The sequence below is a fragment of the Streptomyces sp. NPDC005423 genome, from assembly GCF_040606415.1.
In the GTDB taxonomy this organism is placed as follows: Bacteria; Actinomycetota; Actinomycetes; order Streptomycetales; family Streptomycetaceae; genus Streptomyces.
The window spans coordinates 44,969-61,033 of record NZ_JBEXET010000012.1 but is presented as its reverse complement, the minus strand read 5'-3'; the positions used below and the strand labels follow the sequence as shown (position 1 = coordinate 61,033).

At 71.4% G+C, this 16,065-nt stretch carries 15 protein-coding genes and 1 tRNA gene; 11 read left to right on the top strand and 5 right to left on the bottom strand.

Translation table 11 applies throughout. From position 1 onward, the window contains the following. Positions 1-37 precede the first annotated feature (37 nt). Positions 38-1,345, bottom strand: a complete 1,308-nt coding sequence (locus ABZT12_RS15730; RefSeq protein WP_356383442.1) for a histidine kinase — start codon at positions 1,343-1,345, stop codon at positions 38-40. Between the two features lie 161 nt (positions 1,346-1,506). On the opposite strand from ABZT12_RS15730, the gene ABZT12_RS15725 reads away from it, so the two are divergent. From ABZT12_RS15725 to ABZT12_RS15695, 7 genes are all read left to right on the top strand, one after another. Further along, positions 1,507-2,391 (top strand): hypothetical protein, encoded by an 885-nt coding sequence (locus tag ABZT12_RS15725; RefSeq protein WP_356383439.1) that lies wholly within the window; start codon positions 1,507-1,509, stop codon positions 2,389-2,391. 9 nt (positions 2,392-2,400) lie between these two features. Next, positions 2,401-2,472, top strand: a tRNA-Gln gene (locus tag ABZT12_RS15720). Positions 2,473-2,598: 126 nt separating this feature from the next. Then, the gene (gene glmU, locus ABZT12_RS15715; RefSeq protein WP_356383436.1) at positions 2,599-4,047 is read left to right on the top strand and encodes a bifunctional UDP-N-acetylglucosamine diphosphorylase/glucosamine-1-phosphate N-acetyltransferase GlmU; all 1,449 of its coding nucleotides are present in this window, start codon (positions 2,599-2,601) and stop codon (positions 4,045-4,047) included. A gap of 77 nt (positions 4,048-4,124) precedes the next feature. Continuing rightward, a complete protein-coding gene (locus ABZT12_RS15710; protein ID WP_356383433.1) occupies positions 4,125-5,105 on the top strand; it encodes a ribose-phosphate diphosphokinase in 981 nt (326 codons plus the stop codon). A 189-nt stretch (positions 5,106-5,294) separates the two neighbouring features. Next, entirely contained in the window at positions 5,295-5,882 is a 588-nt protein-coding gene (locus ABZT12_RS15705; protein WP_356383430.1) for a 50S ribosomal protein L25/general stress protein Ctc, read from the top strand. 64 nt (positions 5,883-5,946) lie between these two features. Beyond that, a complete protein-coding gene (gene pth, locus ABZT12_RS15700; protein ID WP_356383702.1) occupies positions 5,947-6,561 on the top strand; it encodes an aminoacyl-tRNA hydrolase in 615 nt (204 codons plus the stop codon). Positions 6,562-6,634: 73 nt separating this feature from the next. Further along, positions 6,635-7,141, top strand: a complete 507-nt coding sequence (locus ABZT12_RS15695) for a hypothetical protein (RefSeq protein ID WP_356383428.1) — start codon at positions 6,635-6,637, stop codon at positions 7,139-7,141. Between the two features lie 65 nt (positions 7,142-7,206). Here ABZT12_RS15695 and ppc read toward each other — a convergent pair whose 3' ends face one another. Then, positions 7,207-9,960: a phosphoenolpyruvate carboxylase gene (gene ppc, locus ABZT12_RS15690; RefSeq protein ID WP_356383424.1), complete on the bottom strand. Its 2,754-nt coding sequence runs from the start codon at positions 9,958-9,960 to the stop codon at positions 7,207-7,209. Between the two features lie 301 nt (positions 9,961-10,261). Here ppc and ABZT12_RS15685 point away from each other — a divergent pair, with 301 nt between their 5' ends. Then, positions 10,262-11,269: an acyl-CoA desaturase gene (locus ABZT12_RS15685; protein WP_356383421.1), complete on the top strand. Its 1,008-nt coding sequence runs from the start codon at positions 10,262-10,264 to the stop codon at positions 11,267-11,269. Next, a complete protein-coding gene (locus ABZT12_RS15680) occupies positions 11,266-11,943 on the top strand; it encodes a TetR/AcrR family transcriptional regulator (protein WP_356383418.1) in 678 nt (225 codons plus the stop codon). The genes ABZT12_RS15685 and ABZT12_RS15680 overlap by 4 nt, the downstream gene beginning before the upstream one ends. Before the next feature lie 84 nt (positions 11,944-12,027). Here ABZT12_RS15680 and ABZT12_RS15675 read toward each other — a convergent pair whose 3' ends face one another. Next, positions 12,028-12,837, bottom strand: coding sequence for a trans-aconitate 2-methyltransferase (locus tag ABZT12_RS15675; protein WP_356383415.1), 810 nt, complete (start codon positions 12,835-12,837; stop codon positions 12,028-12,030). An 89-nt stretch (positions 12,838-12,926) separates the two neighbouring features. Between ABZT12_RS15675 and ABZT12_RS15670 the strand changes: the two genes are divergently transcribed. Beyond that, complete coding sequence (locus ABZT12_RS15670; protein ID WP_356383412.1) at positions 12,927-13,424, top strand: MarR family transcriptional regulator; 498 nt, start codon at positions 12,927-12,929, stop codon at positions 13,422-13,424. 15 nt (positions 13,425-13,439) lie between these two features. Here the strand turns inward: ABZT12_RS15670 and ABZT12_RS15665 are convergent, their stop codons facing one another. After that, positions 13,440-14,213: a response regulator transcription factor gene (locus tag ABZT12_RS15665; RefSeq protein ID WP_356383409.1), complete on the bottom strand. Its 774-nt coding sequence runs from the start codon at positions 14,211-14,213 to the stop codon at positions 13,440-13,442. Between the two features lie 259 nt (positions 14,214-14,472). On the opposite strand from ABZT12_RS15665, the gene ABZT12_RS15660 reads away from it, so the two are divergent. After that, positions 14,473-14,928 (top strand): GNAT family N-acetyltransferase, encoded by a 456-nt coding sequence (locus tag ABZT12_RS15660; protein ID WP_356383406.1) that lies wholly within the window; start codon positions 14,473-14,475, stop codon positions 14,926-14,928. On the opposite strand, the gene galK is transcribed toward ABZT12_RS15660, so the two are convergent. After that, positions 14,921-16,063, bottom strand: coding sequence for a galactokinase (galK, locus tag ABZT12_RS15655; RefSeq protein ID WP_356383403.1), 1,143 nt, complete (start codon positions 16,061-16,063; stop codon positions 14,921-14,923). The genes ABZT12_RS15660 and galK overlap by 8 nt on opposite strands. Positions 16,064-16,065 lie beyond the last annotated feature (2 nt).

Here is a 16,065-nt window from a genome sequence, read left to right as displayed (position 1 = left end):
GTTGGCGATCGGCAGTCGGCAGACGGCGCTACGAGTGCTACACGGTCGCCGGGATGACCGCCGACACCCGGAAGCCCCCCGCCTCCGTGGGACCGGAGACGAAGACGCCGCCCAGGGCGAGGACCCGCTCCTTCATGCCCAGCAGGCCGTTGCCGCCGGACGGCAGCCGGGCCGCCGACGCGGAGGCGGGTTCGGGCGGCGGCCCGTTCTCCACCTGCATCGCGAGCTCCGCCATCCGGTGCGCGAGCCGTACGTGGGTCTTCGCGCCCGCCGCGTGCTTGTGGACGTTGGTCAGCGCCTCCTGGACGACCCGGTAGGCGGTCTGCTCGATCTCCGCCGGGTAGGGCCGTACCGTGCCCTCCACGGACAGGTCCACGACCATGCCCGCGGCGGCCGACTGCCCGACCAGCTCGTCCAGTTCGGAGAGACAGGGCCCCTCGCTCTCCCCCTCGGCGACCCGCGAGGCGGCGGCAGCGGCGGCCACCTTGACCGCGACGAGCGGCACCGGGGCGGGCCGCCGCGCGCCGTCCCCGCTGCGCAACACCCCCAGCATCTCCCGCAGCTCGGTGAGGGCCTGCCGGCCCATGTCCCCGACCAGGGCGGCGTTCCGCACCGCTTTCTCCGGGTCCTTGCGGGCCACGGCCTGGAGGGCGGCGGCGTGGACGACCATCAGGCTCACCCGGTGCGCGACGACGTCGTGCATCTCCCGGGCGATCCGGGTCCGTTCCTCGCCGCGCGCCCACTCCGCGCGCTCCTCCGCGCGCTCGGCGAGCAGTTGCAGCTCCCGTTCGAGACTGTCGGCACGCTCGCGCAGGCTCTCCATCAGCCGGCGCCGGGCGCCCACGTAGAGCCCGAGGAGGAGCGGGGGCGCGGTCAGTCCGAGCGAGGTGGTGATGGAGGCGAACGGCACGAACCAGTCGCCGAGGGTCAGATCACCCCGGTTCATGTCCTGCTGCACGCGGACGAAGGAGACGATGAGCGTCCCGACCAGCGCCATGCCGGCGAGCGCGACGATGATCCGGCGCGGCAACTCGGCCGCCGCCAGGGTGTAGAGGCCGACGATCCCCATCAGGAAGCCCATCTGGGCCGGGGTGATGGCGATCGAGACGAGCACGACGGCGATCGGCCATCTGCGGCGGATCAACAGCACCGAGCCGGCCAGCACGCCGAAAACGATCCCCACCGCGGGCGGAATCCCCGCGTCCTGGGCGAACGGGATCCCCTCCGCCCCGCACTCCACCGCCGACAGGAAGGCGAGCCCCCCGTCGAGCGCGGCGCTGCGCCACCTGGCCCACCACCACGGCCCACAGAGGCCCGCGGCGTGCTCTTCCCCCGTCGTGGTCATGCCGTCCAGCCTACGGGCGCCCGCCACCGCTTTTCCGGCGAGTTTCGGGGACCGGCGCGCATCACACTCCGCGTGGGTACGGCGGCGAAACCACCCGAAATCACTCGAACTATTGAATCGCACACTGTTCGAACCCCGAGTGGATCATCCTGCCGGAAGGTATGGCTATGACACACGCGAGCAGCACAAACACGGATTTCGAGGCCCTCCGCACGCAAGCGGTGAGCCCGCGGCGGGCGGGGCTCAGCCGACGCCAGATCCGCGACCGACTGCACGTCGACCACAACGACATCCTCAACCGCCTGCTGGAGGGCGAACCGCCGCCAGATCGGACGAAGCGCCCGAACGCGAAGGACGACCTGCAGAGCAGGGCCCGGGAACTCCGCGTCCAGGGCTGGACGTACGACCGGATCCAGGTGGAGCTCGGCTGCTCGAAGAGTTCGATCTCCTTGTGGGTACGGGACTTGCCGAAGCCGGAGCGGCGCGACCGTGCGGAGCAGGCGAAACTGGCGGCACGCAAGAGGTGGGAGCACGAGCTGCCGGTGCGGGAGGGGCGGCGGCAGGAGGCGAAGGCGGCTGCCGCGCGGGAGATCGGCGCACCGACCGGCCGGGAGTTGTTCCTGGCGGGTGTCGCCCTCTATTGGGCCGAGGGCACGAAGGACAGAGCACACAGCCCGCAACGGCGCGAGAGCCTTCAGTTCATCAACAGCGACCCCGACGTCATCCGCTTCTTTGTGCGCTGGCTCGAGTCCCTGGGAGTGGAGCGCGAGCGCATGCGGTTCCGCCTGAGCATCCATGAAACGGCGGATGCGGTCGGAGCCGAGGAGTTCTGGGCGGAGCTTGTGGGCGTGGACCGTTCGGCGTTCCGGCGGGCCACGCTCAAGAAGCACAACCCCCTGACGAACCGCAGGAACACCGAGGCGGCCTATCGGGGTTGCCTGGTCATCTACGTCACCGGGAGCACCGACTTGTACCGTCGCATGGAAGGCGCCTGGTACGGCATAGTAGAGGGCGCCACTCGCCACCCGGTCGAATGTCCGGTTTAGGTGAGTTATTCCCCTGTGGTGTAATTGGCAGCACTGTGGCTTTTGGTGCCATATGTCCGGGTTCGAGTCCTGGCAGGGGAGCAACCATTTCTTTCGGGTCCTGACCGGTGACAGCCCTGTCAGGGCCCGCTCCCATGTCGCTCACGAAACGCCCCGGTATCCTGCGGATGTCCGCATCCCAGCACCCCGAAGCCGAAGGGCATACCCGTGAGCGCCATTCGCCCGGCAGCCGTCGTCGTTCTCGCAGCGGGTGAGGGCACCCGTATGAAGTCGGCCACACCCAAGGTCCTGCACGAGATCTGCGGCCGCTCCCTGGTCGGTCATGTGCTCGCCGCCGCCCGCGAGTTGGAACCCGGGAACCTGGTCGTCGTGGTGGGTCACGCCCGCGAGAAGGTCACCGCCCACCTCGGCGCGACCCACCCCGGCGTGCGAACGGCCGTACAGGCGGAGCAGAACGGGACCGGGCACGCGGTGCGCATGGCCCTGGAGGAGCTGGGCGGCGGGATCGACGGGACCGTGGTGGTCGTCTGCGGCGACACCCCGCTGCTGCGCGGCGAGACCCTCCGGGCTCTGGCCGCCGCCCACAGCGCCGACGGGAACGCCGTCACCGTCCTGACCGCCGAGGTCCCGGACGCCACCGGGTACGGCCGCATCATCCGCGACGGCGCCTCCGGGGCGGTCACCGCGATCGTCGAGCACAAGGACGCCACCGACTCCCAGCGGGCCGTCCGGGAGATCAACTCCGGTGTCTTCGCCTTCGACGGGCAGCTGCTCGCCGACGCGCTCGGCAAGGTCCGCACCGACAACAGCCAGGGCGAGGAGTACCTCACGGACGTCCTCGGCATCCTGCGCGAGGCCGGTCACCGGGTGGGCGCCTGCGTCGCCGGCGACCACCGGGAGATCGCCGGCATCAACAACCGGGTGCAGCTGGCCGAGGCCCGCCGCTCCCTCAACGACCGGCTGCTGACCGGCGCGATGCTCGCCGGCGTCACCGTCGTCGACCCGGCCACCACCTGGATCGACGCCACGGTCACCTTCAAGCAGGACGCGGTCGTGCACCCCGGCACCCAGCTGCACGGCACCACCCACCTCGGCGAGGGCGCGGAGGTCGGCCCCAACAGCCGCCTCAGGGACACCACCGTGGAGGCGGGCGCCCGTGTCGACAACACCGTCGCCGACGGCGCCCATGTCGGCGCCGGGGCCTCCGTCGGGCCGTACGCCTACCTCCGGCCCGGCACCCGGCTCGGCGTCCGGTCGAAGGTCGGCACGTACGTCGAGACCAAGAACGCCGTGATCGGCGAGGGCACGAAGGTCCCGCACCTGTCCTACGTCGGGGACGCGACGATCGGCGAGCACACCAACATCGGTGCCGCCAGCGTCTTCGTGAACTACGACGGACAGGACAAGCACCACACCACGATCGGCTCACACTGCCGGACCGGTTCGGACAACATGTTTGTGGCTCCTGTCACGGTCGGGGACGGTGCCTACACCGCCGCCGGCTCCGTGATCACCAAGGACGTACCGCCCGGTTCGCTGGCCGTGGCCCGTGGCCAGCAACGGAATATCGAGGGCTGGGTGGCCCGCAAGCGTCCGGGAAGCGCCGCGGCGAAGGCCGCCGCGACCGCTTCCCGTCAGGACGAGGGCGAAGACTGACCGGAAACCGGCACGTCGGACTCGGCGTACCGTGATAGGCGCACACCCAGTTGATGAACCTCTGAGGAGACAGTGCTGTGACCGGGATCAAGACGACCGGCGAGAAGAAGATGATGTTCTTCTCCGGCCGCGCCCACCCCGAGCTTGCCAAGGAGGTCGCCGAGCAGTTGGGTGTCGACGTCGTCCCGACCAAGGCGTTCGACTTCGCGAACGGTGAGATCTACGTCCGGTACGAGGAGTCGGCGCGCGGTGCGGACTGCTTCGTGATCCAGAGCCACACGGCTCCGATCAACCAGTGGATCATGGAGCAGCTGATCATGATCGACGCGCTGAAGCGGGCGTCGGCCCGCTCCATCACGGTGATCGTGCCCTTCTACGGTTACGCCCGGCAGGACAAGAAGCACCGCGGGCGAGAGCCGATCTCGGCGCGGCTGGTCGCGGACCTGATGGCGACGGCGGGCGCCGACCGGCTGCTCACGGTCGATCTGCACACCGACCAGATCCAGGGCTTCTTCGACGGGCCGGTGGACCATCTCTTCGCCCTTCCCCTCCTCGCGGACTACGTGGGGCACAAGGTGGACCGGAACAAGCTGACCGTCGTCTCGCCCGACGCGGGCCGGGTGCGGGTCGCCGACCGCTGGTGCGACCGGCTGGGGGCGCCGCTGGCGATCGTGCACAAGCGGCGTGACAAGGACGTGGCGAACCAGGTGACCGTCCACGAGGTGGTGGGCGAGGTCAAGGGCCGCGTCTGTGTCCTGGTCGACGACATGATCGACACGGGTGGCACGATCTGCGCCGCCGCGGACGCCCTGTTCGCGCACGGCGCCGAGGACGTCATCGTGACGGCGACGCACGGTGTGCTGTCGGGCCCGGCGGCGGACCGGCTGAAGAACTCCCGGGTCAGCGAGTTCGTCTTCACCGACTCCCTGCCCACCCCGGGCGAGGTCGGCGTGGACCTGGACAAGATCACGGTGCTGTCGATCGCCCCGACCATCGCGAGCGCGGTCCGCGAGGTCTTCGAGGACGGTTCGGTGACGAGCCTCTTCGACGAGCAGTAGGGCCGCCGGCCGGCGGGCGGCGGAGATCGTTTTGGGTACGGCCTCCCCTTCCGAGTAGACTGCGTGAGTTGCTCGGCGAGGGAGGCCGTACCGTTCCAGGTGCGGCGGTCCGTTATCGACGCGCTCTTCGTAGCAGGCCGATGTTCGGCCGGGTGACCACCTTCCCCGACGTTTCTACGAGGAGTGAACATGGCCGAGATCAAGCTCGCCGCGCAGACCCGCACCGAGTTCGGCAAGGGCGCAGCCCGCCGCATCCGCCGCGACAAGAAGGTTCCCGCGGTCGTCTACGGCCACGGTGCCGAGCCCGCCCACATCACCCTGCCGGGCCACGAGCTCCAGCTGGCGCTGCGTACCCCGAACGTCCTGCTCACCCTGGACATCGAGGGCAAGACCCAGCTGGCGATCCCGAAGGCCGTCCAGCGCGACGCCATCAAGGGCTTCCTGGAGCACGTCGACCTGCTGCTGGTGAAGAGCGGCGAGAAGGTCACCGTCGAGGTCTACGTGCACACCGAGGGCGAACTGGCGCCGGGCGCCTTCCTCCTGGAGCACGTGCTCAGCACGCTGACCGTCGAGGCCGAGGCCACGCACATCCCGGAGTCGGTCACCGTCTCCATCGAGGGCCTGGAGGCCGGTGCCTCCATCGCCGCCAAGGACATCCCGCTGCCCACCGGCACGACCCTCGCGATCGACGAGGACGCCGTCGTCCTCCAGGTCCTCTCGGCGCAGGCCGAGGAAGCCGCCGAGGGCGAGGGCACCGCCGAGGGCGCCGAGGCCTGATCCTCACCTTCACCACTGCGTCAGCCGCTGTCCCCGTCCGGTACGGGGGCGGCGGCTGGCGCGTATCCAAGGAGACACGGACGTGACGAGCGACGCCAACGCCCCCTGGCTGATCGTGGGGCTCGGCAACCCGGGGCCCGAGTACGCGGCCAACCGGCACAACGTGGGGTTCATGGTGGCCGATCTGCTGGCGGAGCGGACCGGCGGGAAGTTCAAGCGGGCCGGGAAGGCGCAGGCGCAGGTCGTCGAGGGGCGGATGGGTGCGCCGGGTCCGGCGAGCCGCCGGATCGTGCTGGTGAAACCGACGTCGTACATGAATCTCTCCGGCGGCCCGGTCAACGCGTTGCGTGACTTCTACAAGGTGCCGCTGGCCAACGTCCTGGCCGTGCACGACGAACTCGACATCGACTACGGCACCCTGCGGCTCAAGCTGGGCGGCGGGGACAACGGGCACAACGGGCTGAAGTCGATGACGAAGGCGATGGGCGCCGAGTACCACCGGGTGCGGTTCGGGATCGGCCGGCCGCCGGGCCGGATGCAGGTGGCCGACTTCGTGCTGAAGGACTTCTCCTCCACCGAGCGCAAGGAGCTGGCCTTCCTGGTGGACCGGGCGGCGGACGCGGTGGAGTGCCTGGTGGCCGAGGGGCTGGAGCGGGCGCAGAGCGCGTACAACTCCTGACGTGGCGCCCGCCACGGCCCGTGGCAACGGCGCCGGACCCGGCCGGAGTTGACCAGGAGTGCGGGTATGGCCAATGATCCCGGCCATGCCCCCTGCCGCCGCCTCCCCTTCCTCTTCGGACACCTTCGCCGCGCTGCGGTTCGGGCGGATCGCGGCGATGGGCGCCGTCACCCTGCTGCTCCTGATCGCGGGCGTCTGGGGCTCCTGGGGCACCGCGCACAACGTGATGCTGACCAAGGGCCGGGAGAGCGGCACGGTCGAGGTGACCGCGTGCTCCGGGGACACCTGCACCGGACCGTACAAGCCGGTGTCGGCGGGGTCGGCCGCGCGGAGCCGGGTCGTCATCGACAGGTCGGTCGCGGTCCGCAAGGGCGGGACGTACGCGGTGGTCGTGAAGCCGGGCACCGACGAGGTGCTGCGCTCCGGCCCGGCCGGCGTCCTCTACGCGTGGGTGCCGCTGGGCGGCGCCCTGTTGCTCGCCTCGGTGGTGGTGGCGGGCGGCCTGCGGCTGCGCCGGGCCGCGTGGCTGCTCGCGGGTGCGGGGCTCGCCCTGCTGACGGCGGCCTTCGTGGCGGTCTGAGAGTCGTCCGTACGACACTGCCCCCGGGTCGCCGCGGCGACCCGGGGGCACTGTCCATTGCGGGGTCAGCCGGTGTTGCGCAGGCCCGCCGCCACGCCGTTGACCGTCAGGAGCAGGGCGCGGGCGAGCAGCGGGTCGGGCTCGGCGCCGGCCGCCGCGGCGTCGCGCTGCCGCTTCAGGAGGGTGACCTGGAGGTAGGAGATCGGGTCCAGGTAGGCGTCACGGATGGTGAAGGTCTGCTTCAACACCGGGGTGGCGTCGAGGAGTTCGCTCTCGCCGGTGATGCGCAGCACCTCGCGCACGGTGAGTTCGTGTTCGGCCCGGATGGTGTCGAAGACGTGCTTGAGGTGGTCGGGGACGAGGGTGTCGACGTAGTGGCCGGCGATCCGCAGGTCCGTCTTGGCGAGGGTCATCTCGACGTTGGAGACGAAGTTGCGGAAGAAGTGCCACCGGTCGTGCATCTCGTCGAGGACCGTCTCCCCCTCCTGCGGCAGGCCCGCCTCGCGCAGCGCCTTCAGGCCGGAGCCGACGCCGAACCAGCCGGGCACGATCTGCCGGGACTGGGTCCAGCCGAAGACCCACGGGATGGCGCGCAGTCCGTCGAGGCCGGCGCCGGAGTCGGGCCGGCGGGAGGGGCGCGAGCCGAGGTGCAGGTCGGCGAGCTGGTCGACGGGGGTGGCGGCGAAGAAGTACGCGGGCAGGTCGGGGTCCTCCACGAGCCGGCGGTAGGCGTCGTGGGCCGCGTCCGAGACGACGTCCATCGCCGCGTCCCAGCGGGCGAGCGACTGGTCGGACTGGCGGGGGGCGGTGTGCAGGGCGGAGGCCTGGAGGGTGGCGGCGACGGTGAGTTCCAGGTTCTCCCGGGCCAGCGACGGCACGAGGTACTTGTCGGAGATGACCTCGCCCTGCTCGGTCACCTTGATCTCGCCCTCCAGGGTGCCCCAGGGCTGGGCGAGGATCGCGTCGTGCGAGGGGCCGCCGCCGCGGCCGACCGTGCCGCCGCGGCCGTGGAAGAGCCGCAGCCGGACGCCGTAGCGGTGGGCGACGTCGCGCAGCCGCCGCTGGGCGCGGTGGATCTCCCACTGGGAGGTGGTGATGCCGCCGAACTTCGAGGAGTCGGAGTAGCCGAGCATGACCTCCTGGACGTCCCCGCGGAGCGCGACCAGGCGCCGGTAGGACGGGTCGGAGAGCATGTCCTCCAGGATCGTGTCGGCGGCCTTGAGTTCGTCGGTGGTCTCCAGCAGCGGCACGATGCCGACCTTCGCCCAGCCGGCGTGCAGGTCGACGAGCCCCGCCTCGCGGGCCAGTACGGCAGCGGCGAAGACGTCGTCGGCGCCCTGGCACATGGAGATGATGTACGACTCGATCACCTCGGGCCCGAAGACCGTGAGGGCCCGCTTGACGGTCTCGAAGACACCGAGGGTCTTCTCGCCGGCCGCGTCCACGGGCGCCGGGGTGGGCGCGAGGGGGCGCCGGGAGCGGAGCTCCTTGGCGAGGAGCTTGGCGCGGTACTCGCGGGGCATGTCGGCGTAGCGCCAGGACTCCTCGCCGAGCCGGTCGAAGAGCTGGCCGAGGGCGTGGTGGTGGGCGTCGGCGTGCTCGCGTACGTCCATGGTGGCGAGCTGGAGGCCGAACGCGCCGAGGGTGCGGATCGTGCGGTCCATGCGGCCGTCCGCGAAGAGGCCGCCGCGGTGCTGCCTGAGCGAGCTCTGGATGAGGGTGAGGTCGTGCAGCAGCTGGGCGGTGCCGAGGTAGTCGCGGCCGGGCTCGTGGGGGGTGCCGGTGGCGAGCCGCGTCTTGGTGTTCTCCAGCTTCTGCCGGATGCAGGTGGCCTTGAGCCGGTAGGGCTCCTCGGCGTTGAGCCGCTTGTAGCGGGGGCTGATCTCGGGGAGCAGCTCAAGGTCGGTGTGGAGGGACTCCAGGAGTTCCTCGGTCGCGCCGGTGTAGCGGATCGAGTTGGAGAGGAAGCCGCGCAGCTCGTCGATCATCTCCAGGGCGTCGTTGATGCCGTGCTCGTGCTGGAGGATCAGGACGTCCCAGGTGACCTGGGGGGTGACGTTGGGGTTGCCGTCGCGGTCGCCGCCGATCCAGGTGCCGAAGGTGAGCGGGCGGGTGTCGTCGGGGAGCCGGACGCCGACCCGCTCCAGCTCGGCGGTGAGGTCTTCGAGGACGTCGCCGACGGCTCCGGCGTGCAGTTCGTCGAGGTAGTAGATGGCGTTGCGGGCCTCGTCGGCCGGTTCGGGGCGTACGACGCGCAGTTCGTCCGTCTGCCACACGAGGTCGATGTTCTCGGCCAGTCGGGTGTCGAGGCGCCGGCGGTCGGACTCGATGACCGGGGTCTCCAGGAGGGCGGCGATGCGGCGCAGCTTGTTGAGGACGGAGCGGCGCGCGGCCTCGGTGGGGTGGGCCGTGAAGACGGGCCGGACGTTGAGGTTGCGGACCGTCTCGCGCAGGTGGTCGGGGTCGGCGTCCTTGAGCCGGTCGGCGGTGCGGGCCAGCAGTCCGCCCTCGGCGGCGCGCTTGGCGCGCAGTTCGCGCCCGCGGTGCACCTGCTCGGTGACGTTGGCGAGGTGGAAGTAGGTGGAGAAGGCGCGGACCAGCTTGGCCGCGGTCTCCAGCTCGGTGCCCCGCAGCAGCTCGGCGGCGGCCTCGCCGTCCTCCCGGGTCAGGCGGCGGACCTTCTCGACCAGTTCGAGCAGCTCGGGCCCTTCCTGGCGGACGAGGGTCTCGCCGAGGAGGTCGCCCAGTCGCCGGATGTCGGCGCGCAGTTCGCTGTTGGTCGACATGGTGCTCGTAGTCAGGTCGTCGGCACTGCTCACAGGTGCGGCTCCTTGCAGTGGTGAAGCTCGTCTGGAGGGAACCCGGACGGCGGTCTCGCGGCGGCTGCCGCATAGGGGACGGACCTCCGGGCAGAAAACAGAGCGGACCGCGCTGTCCGACCGACACCAAGGATAGGTGTCCACGCGGACGCGCGGTCATACGGGCTTCGTCCACCGGTCGACGCGCTGCCATACTTACGTTGCCGTAGGTTACGGAACCGTAGGGAAGTCTTGCTGGACTCTTGCTCGGGCTCCACGGCCCGGCATCTGCCACCACCCTCCAACCCCACAGGGGACGCCCATGACCACGAGCTCCGAAGTGATCGACGACGCCCCGGAGGGGAGCGACGGGTCACTGCCCTCCGCCACGCTGGGCGGGGAACAGAAACGCTCTCTGGAGCAGCTGACGCTGCTGCTCTTCATCACCGTGCCGTTCCTCGCCCTGCTCGCGGCGGTGCCGCTGGCCTGGGGCTGGGGGGTGAGCTGGCTCGACCTGGGCCTGCTCGTCTTCTTCTACTATCTCGGCTGCCACGGCATCACGATCGGCTTCCACCGCTACTTCACGCACGGTGCCTTCAAGGCGAAGCGCCCGCTGCGGATCGCGCTCGCCGTCGCGGGGTCGATGGCGGTCGAGGGGCCGCTGGTGCGCTGGGTCGCCGACCACCGCAAGCACCACAGGTTCTCCGACGCCGAGGGCGACCCGCACTCCCCGTGGCGGTTCGGTGAGACGATCCCGGCGCTGATGAAGGGCTTGTGGTGGGCCCACATCGCCTGGATGTTCGACGAGGAGCAGACCCCGCAGGAGAAGTACGCGCCGGACCTGATCAGGGACCCGGCGATCCGCGCGATCTCCCGCGGGTTCATCGGGTGGGCGCTGCTCTCGCTGGCGCTGCCGCCGCTGATCGGCGGGCTGGCCACGATGTCGTGGTGGGGCGCGTTCACGGGGTTCTTCTGGGGTTCGCTCGTCCGGGTGGCGCTGCTGCACCACGTCACCTGGTCGATCAACTCCATCTGCCACGCGGTCGGCAAGCGGCCCTTCAAGTCGCGTGACCGCTCGGGCAACGTGTGGTGGCTGGCCGTCCTGTCCTGCGGCGAGTCCTGGCACAACCTGCACCACGCCGACCCGACCTCGGCGCGGCACGGTGTGGAGCGCGGCCAGCTCGACTCCTCGGCGCGGATCATCCGCTGGTGCGAGCGGCTCGGCTGGGCCTATGACGTGCGCTGGCCGTCACGCTCGCGTATCGATTCCCGCCGTATCACCGGCGGGGACGGCTCCGGGCCCTGGAGGGAACCGTCGAAGGCGGCATGATTGACGCCGTGGCGACCGATCCCAGCAGCACCCCGAGCAATGACAAGCCCCGGCGTGCGCGCCGCACCCGGATGACCGGCGCGGAGCGCCGTCAGCAGCTGCTGGAGATCGGCCGCACGCTCTTCGCGGCGCGGGGGTTCGAGGGCACGTCGGTGGAGGAGATCGCGGCGAGAGCCGGGGTCTCCAAACCGGTGGTGTACGAGCACTTCGGCGGCAAGGAGGGTCTGTACGCGGTCGTGGTGGACCGGGAGATGCGCCGGCTGCTGGACATGGTGACGAGTTCGCTCACGGCCGGCCATCCGCGTGAACTGTGCGAGCAGGCGGCCTTCGCCCTGCTCGACTACATCGAGGAGTACACGGACGGCTTCCGCATCCTGGTCCGTGACTCCCCCATCCCGCAGTCGACGGGCACCTTCGCGTCGCTGATCTCGGACATCGCCACCCAGGTGGAGGACATCCTGGGCCGGGAGTTCAAGAACCGCGGCTTCGACTCCAAGCTCGCTCCCCTCTACGCCCAGGCCCTGGTCGGGATGGTCGCGCTGACCGGCCAGTGGTGGCTGGACGTGCGCCGGCCGAAGAAGGCGGAGGTGGCGGCGCATCTGGTCAATCTGGCGTGGCACGGGCTGGACGGCCTGGAGGCGAAACCGCGGCTGATCGGCCACCGGAAGGCCTGAACCGCGCCCTCGTCGCCGACCGGGACAGGACCTCGCACCCGTCCTCGCCGCTCATCGTCCCTCCGTGCCGCTCCTCACCGCTCCTCACCCCTCCTTGCGGGCCACCGCGAACAGGCGCCGGAACGGCAGGACCGTGCCGTACGGCGTCGTTGGGTAGGCCGCGCGGAGCAGGGCGCGGTACTCCGCGACGAACGCGTCCCGCGCCTCGGGGTCGTCGGCCAGCGCCGTCAGGACCGGGCGCAGTCCGGTGCCCTTGACCCAGTCGAGCACGGGGTCCTCGCCCGCGAGGACATGCTGGTACGTGGTCTGCCAGACGTCCGGTTCGCAGCCGAGGCGGGCGAGGTGGTCGAGGTAGACGGCGGGCGGGTGGACCGAGTCCTGGCGGCGGGGCACCTCGCCGAGCCGGCTCCTCCAGCGGGCGCCGGCGGCGAGTTCGCGCATCAGGGCGTGCAGGGGCGCGTCGATGTTGTCGGGCACCTGGAAGGCGAGGGTGCCGCCGGGGGCGAGGCCGGCCAGCCAGCGCGGGAAGGCGTCCAGATGGCCCTCGACCCAGTGGAGCGCGGCGTTGGAGACGATCAGGTCGTACGTCTCCTCCGGCGTCCAGGCGGCCGCGTCCGCGTGGGCGAAGTCGAGGCGTCCGCCGCCGGCGGTGGGGCCCGCGTACGGCTCGGTCCTGGCGAGCATCTCGGGTGAGTTGTCGTAGCCGGTGATGCGGGCGGCGGGCCAGCGGGCGGCGAGGACGGCGGTCACGTTGCCCGGGCCGCAGCCGAGGTCGGCGATGCGGGGCGGGTCGCCGGGGAGGTCCGGGACCCGGGCGAGGAGGTCGGTGAAGGGGCGGGCGCGGTGGCCGGCGTGGCGCAGGTACTGGGCGGGGTCCCAGGTCGGGGTCTTCATGACCTCCACCTTCCCGGCCCTATTATCTCGATGTCAAGAGGCTCGACATCAAGAGACTTCACGTCGACACAACCATTACACTGATCGTCATGGAGGACGAGGTCGATCGGCTGGTCGCAGCGTGGCGCCGGGAGCGCCCGGACCTCGACGTGGAACCGCTCGAGGTACTCAGCCGGGTGAGCAGGCTGGCCCGGCACCTGGACCGGGCCCGTCGGCTGGCGTTCTCCGAACACAGCCTGGAACCCTGGGAGTTCGACGTCCTGACGGCGCTGCGGCGCGCGGGCAGCCCGTACCAGCTCTCGCCGGGGCAGCTGCTGACGCAGACCCTGGTCACCTCCGGCACGATGACGAACCGTATCGACCGGCTGACCAAGAAGGGCCTGGTGGAGCGGCTGCCCGACCCGAGCGACCGCCGGGGCGTACTGGTGCGGCTGACCACCGAGGGCCAGGACCGCGCGGACCAGGCGCTGGCCGGGCTGCTGACCCAGGAGCGCGCGATCCTCGGCGAGCTCTCCCGCACCCAGCGGGGCGAACTGGCCGGACTGCTGCGCCAGTTGACCGCCCCGTTCGACAACATCCCCGGCTGACACGGCCGCCACCGGTCAGGCGCTGCTGCTCTCCTCCGGCACCATCCGCCCCCCGGCGCCGAGATCGGCCGGCCCCACCCCGGCACGGCGGGCGAGGGCCACGGCGGCCAGCGTGGAGTGCACCCCGAGCTTGCCGAGCACGTTCTGCATGTGCGTGCGCACCGTGTGCGGGGAGAGGAAGAGCCGCTCGGCCACCGCCTTGCGGCCCAGCCCCGCGACCATGCAGCGCAGCACCTCCCGCTCGCGCGGGGTCAGCGACTCCACCAGCCGCTCGCTGTCGGTGCGGTGCTTGCGGGCGGCGGTCAGCTCCCGCAGCACCCCGGTCAGCAGGGCCGGCGGCAGATGCGTCTCGTCGCGCAGCACCCCGCGTATGACGGTGAGCAGCCGGGAGAGCGAACAGTCCTTGGCGACCCAGCCGGACGCGCCGGCCTGGAGCGCGAGGGCGGCCCGGCGCGGATCGTCCTTCTCGGCCAGGACGACCGTCCGGACGCCCGGCTGCGCCGAGCGGACCCCGACGACCAGGGAGATCCCGTCGACGAGACCGTCCTGGTTGGCCTCCTGCACGGGGACGGCGGGCCGCGCGCCGGGCACGTTGCCGCCGAGTTCGGAGTCGACCAGCAGGACGTCGAACCGGCGGCCCTCGGCGGTCGCCCGCTCCATACAGCGCAGAGCGGCGGGACCGCTGCCCGCCGCGGAGACGTCGACGTCCGGCTCAGCCGCCAGTGCCGCGGCGAGCGACTCGGCGAAGATGCGGTGGTCGTCGACGACCAGGACTCGGATGCGAACCACGAAACCCCCTTCCCCAGGCTCCTCACGGAGCGGGGGATACCCATCGTCGGGAGACGACGCGACCGGCGCGGGTACGACGCCCGGGGAGGCCCGAGCCGCACGACCGCCGCCGTGTCCGGACTGCTACCCCCTCATCGGGCGTCGTACCCGACTGTCTCGCCCCCTGATCGGCACCGGCCCCCACCGGTGCTGCTCATCAGAGTACGGCCGGGGGCCCGGAGCGGAAGCGGATTTGCGGAACTGTCCGCCGGACGCGTTTATGGTGAGCCGCATGTTTCGTATGGAGACGAAAGTCGACCCGGCCCGACGGGATCTGCTCAGGGCCCGGCTGCTCGAAACCAACACCGCGGCCTCCCCGGTCCTGCGCGCCCTGCGCGGCACCCCGGCCGAGCGCGACGTTCCGCTCCACGTGTGGGCGTCGGACGGCGCGGACGCCCTGGCGGGCGGTCTCGTCGGGCACACCTGGGCGGGCTGGCTGCACGTCACCTACCTCTGGGTCGACGCCCCGCACCGGGACACCGGCCTCGGCGGCCGGCTGCTCGCCGCGGCGGAGCGGCTGGCCCGCCGGGAACGCGGCTGCGCGGCGGCCCGCCTGGAGACCTGGGACTTCCAGGCTCCCGGCTTCTACCGGAAGCAGGGGTACGAGGTGGTGTGCGCGATCCCCGACTATCCGCCGGGGATCACCGAGTACACCATGACCAAGCGGCTCAGCTGAGCCTGCGCGCCCCGGCCGACGGCAGCCCCGGGAAGACGCGCGGCGCCGTGTACCCGGCCGCCGCGAACGCCTCCTCGACGGCCTTGGTGACCGCCTCCGTGTCGGCGCTCTCCACCAGGACGACCGCCGAGCCGCCGAACCCGCCGCCGGTCATCCGGGCGCCGAGGGCACCGGCCGCGACCGCCGTGTCGACGACCAGGTCGAGTTCGGCGCAGGAGATGCGCAGGTCGTCCCGGAGGGAGACGTGGCCCTCGGTGAGCAGCGGCCCGATCGCGCGGACGTCGCCCGCGTCGAGGAGGGCGACCACCTGGCCGACCCGGTGGTCGTCGGAGACGACATGGCGGACGTAGCGACGCAGGCGGTCGTCGGACAGCCGGGCCAGCGACGCCTCCAGCTCCGCGTAGGGCAGGTCCCGCAGGAACGGGACGCCCAGCCGGCGGGCGCCCTCCTCGCACCCCTCCCGGCGCTCCGCGTACGCGCCGTCGCCCAGCGCGTGCTTGACGCGGGAGTCGACGACCAGCAGCGAGAGGCCCTGCGAGGCGAGGTCGAAGGGGATCTGGCGGACCGACAGGTCACGGCAGTCGAGGTGCAGCGCGTGGCCCTCCTCGCAGCACGCCGAGGCGGTCTGGTCCATGATCCCGCACGGCACGCCCACGAAGTCGTTCTCCGCGCGCTGTGCCAGCTTCGCCAACTCCGGTGCGGACAGGCCCAGTTCGAAGAGATCGTTGAGGGCGAGCGCGGTGACGACCTCCAGCGCCGCCGACGACGACAGGCCCGCGCCGGTCGGCACCGTGGAGGACAGGTGGATGTCCGCGCCGGTCACCTCGTGGCCCGCCTCGCGCAGCACCCACACCACACCCGCCGGGTACGCGGCCCAACTGGTGTTGGTGCGCGGCACCAGGGCGTCCAGGTGCAGTTCGACGACCGGGCCCTCGATGTCCGCCGAGTGCAGCCGCAGCACGCCGTCGCTGCGCCGGGAGACCGCCGCGACCGCCGTGTGCGGCAGGGCGAGCGGCATCACGAAACCCTCGTTGAAGTCCGTGTACTCGCCGATCAGGTTGACCCGGCCCGGCGCGGCCCACACGCCCTCGGGAGCGGCTCCGTAGAGCTGCTGGAAGCCTTCACGTACCCCCACTT

What these genes read in the sequence shown, in the direction of transcription:
- ABZT12_RS15730 (WP_356383442.1), bottom strand. Translation starts at nt 1,345, where the DNA reads ATGACCACGACGGGGGAAGAGCACGCCGCGGGCCTCTGTGGGCCGTGG.
- ABZT12_RS15725 (WP_356383439.1), top strand. Translation starts at nt 1,507, where the DNA reads ATGGCTATGACACACGCGAGCAGCACAAACACGGATTTCGAGGCCCTC.
- ABZT12_RS15705 (WP_356383430.1), top strand. Translation starts at nt 5,295, where the DNA reads ATGGCCGAGATCAAGCTCGCCGCGCAGACCCGCACCGAGTTCGGCAAG.
- ABZT12_RS15695 (WP_356383428.1), top strand. Translation starts at nt 6,635, where the DNA reads ATGATCCCGGCCATGCCCCCTGCCGCCGCCTCCCCTTCCTCTTCGGAC.
- ABZT12_RS15685 (WP_356383421.1), top strand. Translation starts at nt 10,262, where the DNA reads ATGACCACGAGCTCCGAAGTGATCGACGACGCCCCGGAGGGGAGCGAC.
- ABZT12_RS15680 (WP_356383418.1), top strand. Translation starts at nt 11,266, where the DNA reads ATGATTGACGCCGTGGCGACCGATCCCAGCAGCACCCCGAGCAATGAC.
- ABZT12_RS15675 (WP_356383415.1), bottom strand. Translation starts at nt 12,837, where the DNA reads ATGAAGACCCCGACCTGGGACCCCGCCCAGTACCTGCGCCACGCCGGC.
- ABZT12_RS15670 (WP_356383412.1), top strand. Translation starts at nt 12,927, where the DNA reads ATGGAGGACGAGGTCGATCGGCTGGTCGCAGCGTGGCGCCGGGAGCGC.
- ABZT12_RS15660 (WP_356383406.1), top strand. Translation starts at nt 14,473, where the DNA reads ATGGTGAGCCGCATGTTTCGTATGGAGACGAAAGTCGACCCGGCCCGA.